Raw genomic sequence first — 9,784 nt, forward strand, 5'->3', positions numbered from 1 at the left:
CCTGCGGGCTTTCCTCCGGGCGTTGTCAGCGCTAGCAGGCAGACTTGTACGGCCTGCACCGCTTGGTCATCTTGTTGGTACAAGCTGACAGAGACGATGCTGCACCGCCGAGCAGTCAGCCGTCAAGGGATTGGGACCTACATGTACCAACAAGTTGCGCGAGTGCGTCATGATGGGGGCATGAACAAGCAACCGAAGTACCGGCAGGTGGCTGACGCCCTGCGCCGAGAGATCGCCGATGGCACCTATCCGCCGGACTCGCGGTTGCCCTCGGAGAGCGAGCTACAGCAAAGGTTCGACGCGTCGCGGAACACCGTGCGGAACGGACTGAACCTGCTGGTCAGTGAGGGTCTGATCTCGTCCAGTCAGGGGCTGGGGTACGAGGTCAAGTCTCACCAGCCGTTCGAGCTGAACGCGTCTCGCTTCGAAAATCTGACCTTCCCGCAGAACGGTGACGCGTACAACACGAACGTCACGGACGCCGGCCGTCGGCCGCACCAAACGTTCCGGGTAGAGATGCTGCCCCTACCTGAGGACGTCGCCGGACGCCTTGGGGTCCAGAAGGGCTCGACGGCCGTTCTCCGGTTCTGCCACCGGTATGTGGACGACGTTCCGTGGTCAACTCAAGCCACCTACTACCCGTCGTGGCTGGTCGACCGGTCACCGCGACTCACAGACCCCGGAGACATCGAGGAAGGAACCACGAGGTATCTGGCGAGCCAGGGAATCGAGCAGATCGGGTACTTCGATGAAATCGCCGCTCGCATGCCCACCCCGGACGAGGCTCGTCTACTGGAGATCGGGGCAGGCGTACCGGTGCTGATCTGGACGCGTACGGGCTACTCAACGGATCGGCCCATCCGATGCACCATCACCACCTTCCGAGGCGACCTGAACCGGATGAACTACGAGATCGGCGACCTGTCCGCCCGGAACGAGAACGAGCCTCAGTGAAAATCGTCCCCGCCCAGCCCCAAGACGTGTCCAAGCTGCTCGCCTTCCGTGAGGAGGCAGCGGCCTGGCTGTCCCGTCTCGGCACCGACCAGTGGCAGAGGCCGTACCCAGCGGAAAAGCTGCTCGCGACCATCGAGGCGGGAACCGTCTTCATGTTGACGGACGACGACGTCACCGCCGCGACCATCACTCTGACCCCCGAGGCTGAGCCGGGCCTGTGGACAGCACAGGAACTGACCGAGCCGTCTCTGTTCATCAACAAACTCACTGTGGCGCGCACGCACGCCGGCCAGAGCCTTGGGGCGCGACTGCTCGACTGGGCGGGTGATCGCGCCTATCGAGCAGGCGCGAAGTGGCTCCGTCTCGACGCGTGGACAACCAACACGGCCCTACAGGCGTACTACCTCCGCTTGGGGTTCGAGCACGTTCGGACGGTCATCGAGGGCGAGGCAGTGAATGGCGGGCCGCGAGTTTCCGGTTGGCTCGCGCAGCGTCCAACGCGTCCGGCGGAACACGGCTTCACGGACGAAACCGCAGCTCCTGAGCCTGTCGCCTGACCCGTGGCGTACGCCAACCCGTACGCCAACAGCAGCACACAAAGGCAGCCTACCGAGATCACCCGCAGCCCCTGTGATCAGGCCGCGCCCCACCAGGGCACGGCCTGAAAAGCGGAAGGTCGCCGGTTCGACCCCGGCCCCAGCCACAGTCGAGGCCCCGATCTCCGGATCGGGGCCTTGTTGTGTGGGTTGCATGCGTTCTATGCACTGCATGCCCCGTGTGCATACCCCGTGTCCCCCGGGGCCGGGGCGTCGCACCGCAAATCCGTTAGCCATGGATTTCTCCGGGATGAGATCCTGGGTCGCGTATGTCTACGCATCCCGCCCCCGGCGCACAGTCCCTCGGCGTTCTCGCCGGCCGCCTGACCGAGTTGTCGTTGCGCGATGCGCACCGACTCGGGCGCAGGCTTGAGGGCGCGCGCACGATCCGTAAGCCGGAGGCCCGTGCGGCCGTGCTCGCCGAGATCGAGGGCGAGGTCATCAGGGCCGAGGAGCGCATGACCCTGCGGCGCTCGCGCGTGCCCGAGGTCGGCTATCCGGAGCAGTTGCCCGTCAGCCAGAAGAAGGACGAGATCGCGGCGGCCATTCGCGATCACCAGGTCGTCATCGTCGCCGGTGAGACCGGTTCCGGCAAGACGACGCAGATCCCGAAGATCTGTCTGGAGCTGGGCCGTGGCGTCCGCGGGATGATCGGGCACACCCAGCCCCGCCGGATCGCCGCCCGTACAGTCGCCGAGCGGGTCGCGGAGGAGCTGCGGACGCCGCTCGGTGAGTCGGTCGGCTGGAAGGTGCGGTTCACCGACCAGGTCGACCCGGACGGCACCTTCATCAAGCTGATGACGGACGGCATCCTGCTCGCCGAGATCCAGACCGACCGAGAGCTGCGCGCCTACGACACGATCATCATCGACGAGGCCCATGAGCGGTCCTTGAACATCGACTTCCTGCTCGGCTATCTGGCGCAGCTGCTGCCCAGGCGGCCGGACCTGAAGGTCGTCATCACGTCCGCGACCATCGACCCCGAGCGCTTCTCCCGGCACTTCGGCGACGCCCCGATCGTGGAGGTCAGCGGGCGGACGTATCCCGTCGAGGTGCGGTACAGGCCGCTGCTGGAGGAGGACGGTGACGACACCGACCGGGACCAGATCACCGCGATCACGGACGCCGTCGAGGAACTGATGGCGGAGGGCGGCGGCGACATCCTCGTCTTCCTCTCCGGCGAGCGCGAGATCCGGGACACGGCGGACGCGCTGGAGAAGAAGAACTACCGGTTCACGGAGATCCTGCCGCTGTACGCCCGGCTCTCGCACGCCGAGCAGCACCGGGTCTTCCAGCCGCACTCCGGCCGCCGGATCGTGCTGGCGACCAATGTCGCCGAGACCTCCCTGACCGTGCCGGGCATCAAATACGTCATCGACCCCGGCTTCGCGCGGATCTCGCGCTACAGCCATCGCACGAAGGTGCAGCGGCTGCCCATCGAGCCGATCTCCCAGGCGAGCGCGAACCAGCGCAAGGGCCGCTGCGGCCGTACCTCCGACGGCATCTGCATCCGGCTGTACTCCGAGGACGACTTCGAGGCCCGGCCGGAGTTCACGGACGCCGAGATCCTGCGTACGAACCTCGCCTCCGTCATCCTGCAGATGACCGCGGCGGGCCTCGGCGACATCGAGAGGTTCCCGTTCATCGACCCGCCGGACCACCGCAACATCCGCGACGGCGTGCAGTTGCTCCAGGAGCTGGGCGCGCTCGACCCGGCGCAGCAGGACCCGCGCAAGCGGCTGACGCAGACCGGCCGCAAGCTGGCGCAGCTGCCCGTCGATCCACGGCTGGCCCGTATGGTCCTGGAGGCCGACCGCAACGGCTGTGCACGGGAGGTCATGGTCATAGCGGCGGCGCTGTCCATCCAGGACCCGCGCGAGCGCCCGGCGGACAAGCAGACGCAGGCCGATCAGCAGCACGCCCGGTTCAAGGACGAGACAAGTGATTTCGTCGCCTTCCTGAACCTGTGGCGTTACCTCCGCGAGCAGCAGAAGGAGCGGGGTTCCTCGTCGTTCCGCCGGATGTGCAAGCAGGAGTTCCTGAACTTCCTGCGGATCCGCGAGTGGCAGGACATCTATACGCAGTTGCGAACCGTCGCGAAGCAGATGGGCATCCACCTCAACGAGCAGGACGCCCCCGCCGACCGCATTCATGTCTCGCTGCTGGCCGGCCTGTTGTCGCACATCGGCATGAAGGACGTGAAGAGCGCCGGCGCGGACAGCGGGAAGGGCGGCGGCAGGAACGAGTATCTGGGCGCCCGGAACGCGAAGTTCGCGATCTTCCCTGGTTCGGCGCTGTTCCGGAAGCCGCCGCGGTTCGTGATGTCCGCGGAGCTGGTGGAGACGAGCCGGCTGTGGGCCCGGGTCAACGCGCGGATCGAACCGGAGTGGATCGAGCCGCTGGCGGGTCACCTGGTGAAGCGGACCTACAGCGAGCCGCACTGGGAGAAGGACCAGGCGGCCGTGATGGCGTACGAGAAGGTGACCCTGTACGGCGTCCCGATCGTCGCCGACCGCAAGGTCAACTACGGCCGGATCGACCCGGAGGCCAGCCGCGAGCTGTTCATCCGCAACGCGCTCGTGGAGGGGGACTGGCGCACCCATCACAAGTTCTTCGCGGACAACCGCAGGCTGCTCAGCGAGGTCGAGGAGCTGGAGCACCGGGCGCGGCGCCGGGACATCGTCGTGGACGACGACACGCTGTTCGACTTCTACGACCAGCGGGTGCCCGAGGACGTGGTGTCCGGGGCGCACTTCGACTCGTGGTGGAAGCGGAAGCGGCACGAGCAGCCGGACTTCCTGGACTTCGAGCGGGAGATGCTGATCCGCGAGTCGGCGGCGGCGGTCACCGAGGCCGACTATCCCGACTCCTGGCGTCAGGGGCCGCTGAAGTTCCGGGTGACGTACCAGTTCGAGCCGGGTGCGGACGCGGACGGCGTGACCGTGCACATTCCGCTCCAGGTCCTCAACCAGGTCACGGCCGAGGGTTTCGACTGGCAGATCCCGGGGCTGCGCGAGGAGGTGGTCACGGAGCTGATCCGTTCGCTGCCCAAGCCCATCCGGCGCAACTATGTGCCCGCGCCCAACTATGCGAAGGCGTTCCTGGAGCGTGCGGTGCCGTTGCAGGAGCCGCTGACGGTGACCATGGCGCGTGAGCTGAAGCGGATGGTGGGGGTGCCGTTCGAGGCGGACGACTTCGACTGGTCGAAGGTCCCCGACCATCTGAAGATCACTTTCCGGATCGTCGACGAGCGGCGCCGCAAGCTCGCCGAGGACAAGGATCTGGAGGCGCTGCGGCTGCGGCTGAAGCCGAAGGCGCAAAAGGCGCTCTCGCAGGCCGCGGCGGCGACGGCCGTGCGCACCGGCGGCGAGTCGCTGGAGCGCACCGGGCTGACGGACTGGACGATGGGGTCGCTCACCCGGGTCTTCGAGACCCGCCGGGCCGGTCAGCCCGTGAAGGCGTACCCGGCGCTGGTGGACGACGGCGACACGGTCTCCGTGCGCCTGTTCGACACGGAGGCCGAGCAGGCCGAGGCGATGTGGCGGGGCACACGCCGGCTGATCCTGCGGAACATCCCGGTGAATCCGGCGAAGTACGCGAGCGATCGTCTGACGAACGCCCAGAAGCTCGCGCTGTCCGCGAATCCGCACGGCTCCGTGCAGGCGCTGTTCGACGACTGTGCGATGGCGGCGGCGGACCGGCTGATCGGCGATTTCGGCGGCCCGGTGTGGGACGAGGAGTCCTACCGGAAGCTGTACGACAAGGTGCGCGCGGAGATCGTCGACGCGACGGTGCGGACGGTCGGTCAGGTGCAGCAGGTGCTGGCCGCCTGGCAGTCCTGTGAGCGCCGGCTGAAGGCGGTGCGCAGCCCGGCGTTGCTGGCGAACCTGGCGGACGTCAGGGCCCAGCTGGACGCCCTGGTGAAGCCGGGCTTCGTGACCTGGGCGGGGGTGCGGCGGCTGCCCGATCTGATGCGCTATCTGGTGGCGGCGGACCGGCGGCTCCAGCAGATGGCGACGAGCGTCCAGCGGGACACCACGCGCATGGAGAAGGTGCACGAGATGCAGGACGAGTACGCGTGGCTGCTGGAGCAGTTCCCGCAGGGCCGTCCGGTGCCGGCCGCGGCCCTGGACATCCGGTGGATGATCGAGGAGCTGCGGGTCAGCTACTTCGCGCATGCGCTCGGCACGGCGTACCCGGTCTCGGACAAGCGGATCGTGAAGGCGATCGACGCGGCCGTCCCGTGATCGTCCGGGTACGCGGGGTGAGTTCGACCAGGGGCTCACCCTCCTGTACAGTCTCTTCTCGCAGCGCACCGCACGAACGGCGCCGCGACACCAGGTCCTGTGGAGCAGTTTGGAGTGCTCGCCACCCTGTCAAGGTGGAGGCCGCGGGTTCAAATCCCGTCAGGACCGCAGTGCACGAGGGCCCGCCCCCGACAGGGGGCGGGCCCTTCTGGTGTCTCCGGGTGCGGCCGGATGGAGCCGGGGTGCCTTGACGGCGGCACTTTCCGCCGGTACCCAGGGAGCAGGGCCCACCCGTCCCCGTGTGCGGGCCTGTGGAGGTGGCGTATGACGGCGGTGGCCAGGCACGAGACGCGGGCGCTCCTGAGGGCCCATCTGTCGGCTGCTTCGTCCTACCGGCATGTGACCCGTCATTGCGCGATCTGCCACCGGCTGCTGCGTCTGGCGATGGATTCCGCCCCGCGGGCCGTGGAGGCCGCGGCGGCCGCCGAGGGCGTCAGCGAGGACGAGAGCGCCCTTCCCGCGTGACCCTCATCGCCCCAACACCCTTGCCACGGTGGGCAACTGACGCCGCGGGCCGGCCACGGCGCGGGTCGTGGACGGTCTCCTCTAGCGCATCCGGACCGCGGGTAACAAGCACCTCGGCGTGTGACGGGTGTCACCGTACGAGTTTGTGAAACGGCGGCGCTTACGCACGTCCTACAACTAGTCAATTTAATATGTGCAATTGCACCCCTCTCCGGGGCCTTCCACAGCGGATCCGACACCCCTCCCCAGAGTCCGACAAGCTCGCTCACAGACCCCCGCGTCGCCCCGGCCGCCGGCGCACAAAAAAGATCGCGCTGGACCCGGCGGAGTCCAGCGCGATCGACGACGCACCCTGTGTCGCTGCCTAGAACGTTCTGATCGGCTTGGGCGTGGGGCCTGTTGGGGCAGGTCCCGCGTCGCTTGGAGCTAGGGCCCGGGCGCCTCGACCGGTTGGGGGAACCAGCCGTACGACCCGGTTATGGAGTTGTCAGGCCTCGCTGCGCTGCTGCGGGATGCCCGCGAGCAGTGCGCGGACCTCCGCCTCGCGGTAGCGGCGGTGCCCGCCGAGCGTACGGATCGATGTGAGCTTTCCGGCCTTCGCCCACCGCGTGACCGTCTTCGGGTCAACGCGGAACATCGTGGCGACCTCAGCCGGGGTCAGCAGCGGCTCGGCATCAGGGGTGCGAGCGGTCATGAGCGGCCTCCTCGGGAGAACCGAACCTTCTCGGTTCTTTCCTCTAAATTCTGCACCTTGACCCGCGTTGCCCGAAATGGCGGACGCGAGTCGAGTCGGTTATAGGACGAACGGCTTGTCCTCGGCACTACAACTACACCATCTGTCCAGCCGCGTCGGCCAAACCGATGGAATTGCCCTCCCAGGTGTTCATCACCGACGGAAGCCGATGGACCATGCCATAGCGGACAGTCACGCCGCTGTGACGATCAGTCACAGCGGCGCCCAGGAGGCACCAGACCCCCCTAAAGCGTGCAATGCTGAGCCCTTCCCGGACTCCTTGTCCTATTTTGGCATGAGGAGGGGTAAGAGACGCAAGAGCCGGGTAAAGTGCGGTCCATCACCCTTGATGCAAAAGCCCGGATCGACTCCAACATCCCGTGACGCCGGGGACGTCGGGGAAGTTCCGTCGACCGTACGCGGTCCCTGCCGCCACAGCCGTGACCTGCATCACTTCTGATATCACATCAGTTTGCGGAGCGGAGGTCCCGGACCGTCCGCCAGCGCTCCACGAGCCGGCCGTACGCCTCCCCCGCCGCGGCACCGTCGCCCCGGCGCAGCGCGTCGATGCCCTCGGCCACATCGGCCGCCGAGTGGTCCCCCGCCAGCTCGCCCGCGGGCACCGCGTGCACCAGACCGCCGTAGTCCAGCTCCACCAGCGAGCGCGGATGGAACTCCTCAAGCCAGCGCCCGACATCCACCACGCCGTCGATCAGGGGCCCCTCCTCGACCGCGTCCTTGAGGGTGCGCAGCGCCCGCGCCACCCGGCGCCGGGCCTGCACCATCGGCGTGCGGTAGCGCAGCAGCGGCGCCTCCTCCTCGGCGCCCTCGGCGTACTCCCGCTCCGCGTCGGAGACCAGCACGAACCAGCTCAACGGCACCTGCCAGGTGGCCGTGCGGATCCAGGGGCGGGCGTCGGGGTTGCGGGCGAGCCAGCGCTCGTAGTCCTGAGCGGCCTGGCGGCGCACGACCGGGGGCAGCACCGCGTCCAGGACCGGCGGTGGCAGTTCCTCGGCCAGCTCGCCCAGGGCCTGCCAGCCGCGCAGCCGGGTGCGCCAGGGGCAGACGCAGACCACCCCGTCGACGTCCAGCACGAAGGCATCGCCGCTCTCGTGCACCGGCACCGGCATCGGCGGGGTGGGCAGCAGATCCGCCAGGGAGCGGCGCAGCTCGTCCTGGTAGGAGGGGCGGTCGGGGCGGCGGGCGTAGCGCGCCCAGTGGCCGCGCTCCGACTCCGGGAAAGCGGCCAGCGGTTCGTACACACGCAGATACGTCGCGTAGGGGACGATCACCGAGGACACCTTGGGCACGCCTGCTCCCTCCCCATCGGACCTGGCTCGAAACCCGTGCGGAACCCGCACTCGGACCTGCCCGAGCGGCGCTCGGACATAGGGAAACCCCTGGAAATCCTGCCACGGCCACGGACGGACGGACGACGCGCCAAGGTGATCCTGAACACTGTGCGGTCGGCGGGCGGCCCAGGCTCTACGCTCATGCCACGGCATCCCGCCACCTTCACGGGAGACCCGTCTCCACTCGCCGCTACCTACCCGGGAGTCACCACAGTGACCGACGTGACCAACGGCGTCCTGCGCACCCTGTTCCACTCGGACCAGGGGGGACATGAGCAAGTCGTGCTCTGTCAGGACCGCGCCAGCGGCCTCAAGGCCGTCATCGCCATCCACTCCACCGCCCTGGGCCCCGCGCTCGGCGGCACCCGCTTCTATCCGTACGCGAACGAGGAGGAGGCCGTCGCCGACGCCCTCAACCTCGCGCGCGGGATGTCGTACAAGAACGCCATGGCCGGCCTCGACCACGGCGGCGGGAAGGCCGTGATCATCGGCGACCCGGAGCGGGACAAGTCCGAGCGGCTGCTGCTCGCCTACGGACGGTTCGTGGCCTCGCTCGGCGGGCGGTATGTCACCGCGTGCGACGTCGGCACCTACGTCGCCGACATGGACGTGGTGGCGCGCGAGTGCCGCTGGACGACCGGGCGCTCCCCCGAGAACGGCGGCGCGGGCGACTCCTCGGTGCTCACCGCCTTCGGCGTCTACCAGGGCATGCGTGCCTGCGCCCAGCACCAGTGGGGCGACCCCTCGCTGCGCGGGCGCCGGGTCGGCATCGCCGGCGTCGGCAAGGTCGGCCACCATCTGGTGCGGCACCTGCGCGACGAGGGCGCCGAGGTCGTGATCACGGACGTGCGCGAGGACGCCGTGCGCCGCATCCTCGACCAGCACCCCGAGGGCGTGACGGCGGTCGCCGACACCGACGCGCTGGTCCGGGTCGAGGGGCTGGACGTCTATGCCCCGTGCGCGCTCGGCGGCGCCCTCGACGACGCCAGCGTGCCGGTGCTCACCGCCAAGGTGGTGTGCGGCGCCGCCAACAACCAGCTCGCCCACCCGGGTGTGGAGAAGGATCTCGCCGACCGCGGCATCCTCTACGCGCCGGACTACGTGGTGAACGCCGGCGGGGTCATCCAGGTCGCCGACGAACTGCACGGGTTCGACTTCGACCGGTGCAGGGCGAAGGCGGCGAAGATCTTCGACACCACGCTGGCCATATTCGCACGTGCGAAGGAAGACGGGATTCCGCCGGCCGCCGCGGCCGACCGGATCGCCGAGCAGCGGATGGCGGAGGCCCGCTGAGCGCTCCGCTGGAGGTGCCGCGATATGCCGTCGGTCGTCTGCGGCATCGTTGTGGCTGATCGCGCAGTTCCCCGCGCCCCTTCA

The 9,784-nt window shown here is 68.5% G+C and carries 7 protein-coding genes and 1 tRNA gene; 6 read left to right on the forward strand and 2 right to left on the reverse strand.

The annotated features are described in order from the left end of the window. Positions 1–180 precede the first annotated feature (180 nt). The 5 genes from AC27LF_RS33400 (at position 181) to AC27LF_RS33420 (ending at position 6,322) form a co-directional block, all read left to right on the forward strand. Positions 181–954 (forward strand): GntR family transcriptional regulator, encoded by a 774-nt coding sequence (locus tag AC27LF_RS33400; protein ID WP_479660026.1) that lies wholly within the window; start codon positions 181–183, stop codon positions 952–954. Beyond that, a complete protein-coding gene (locus AC27LF_RS33405) occupies positions 951–1,511 on the forward strand; it encodes a GNAT family N-acetyltransferase (RefSeq protein ID WP_479660025.1) in 561 nt (186 codons plus the stop codon). Before AC27LF_RS33400 ends, AC27LF_RS33405 begins: the two co-directional genes overlap by 4 nt. Positions 1,512–1,819: 308 nt before the next feature. Further along, entirely contained in the window at positions 1,820–5,797 is a 3,978-nt protein-coding gene (gene hrpA / locus AC27LF_RS33410; RefSeq protein ID WP_479660024.1) for an ATP-dependent RNA helicase HrpA, read from the forward strand. A 93-nt stretch (positions 5,798–5,890) separates the two neighbouring features. Next, a tRNA-Asp gene (locus AC27LF_RS33415) sits at positions 5,891–5,965 on the forward strand. A 156-nt stretch (positions 5,966–6,121) separates the two neighbouring features. Then, a complete protein-coding gene (locus AC27LF_RS33420) occupies positions 6,122–6,322 on the forward strand; it encodes a DUF6274 family protein (protein ID WP_479660023.1) in 201 nt (66 codons plus the stop codon). 487 nt (positions 6,323–6,809) lie between these two features. Here AC27LF_RS33420 and bldC read toward each other — a convergent pair whose 3' ends face one another. Both bldC and AC27LF_RS33430 read right to left on the reverse strand, forming a co-directional pair. Beyond that, positions 6,810–7,016 (reverse strand): developmental transcriptional regulator BldC, encoded by a 207-nt coding sequence (gene bldC, locus AC27LF_RS33425; RefSeq protein ID WP_003949541.1) that lies wholly within the window; start codon positions 7,014–7,016, stop codon positions 6,810–6,812. Between the two features lie 506 nt (positions 7,017–7,522). Continuing rightward, complete coding sequence (locus AC27LF_RS33430) at positions 7,523–8,365, reverse strand: DUF8083 family protein (protein WP_479660022.1); 843 nt, start codon at positions 8,363–8,365, stop codon at positions 7,523–7,525. 255 nt (positions 8,366–8,620) lie between these two features. Between AC27LF_RS33430 and AC27LF_RS33435 the strand changes: the two genes are divergently transcribed. Continuing rightward, on the forward strand, positions 8,621–9,700 hold the full coding sequence (locus tag AC27LF_RS33435; RefSeq protein WP_479660021.1) for a Leu/Phe/Val dehydrogenase: 1,080 nt from the start codon (positions 8,621–8,623) through the stop codon (positions 9,698–9,700). The last annotated feature ends 84 nt before the right edge of the window (positions 9,701–9,784 follow it).

Source organism: Streptomyces diversicolor (assembly GCF_057537855.1).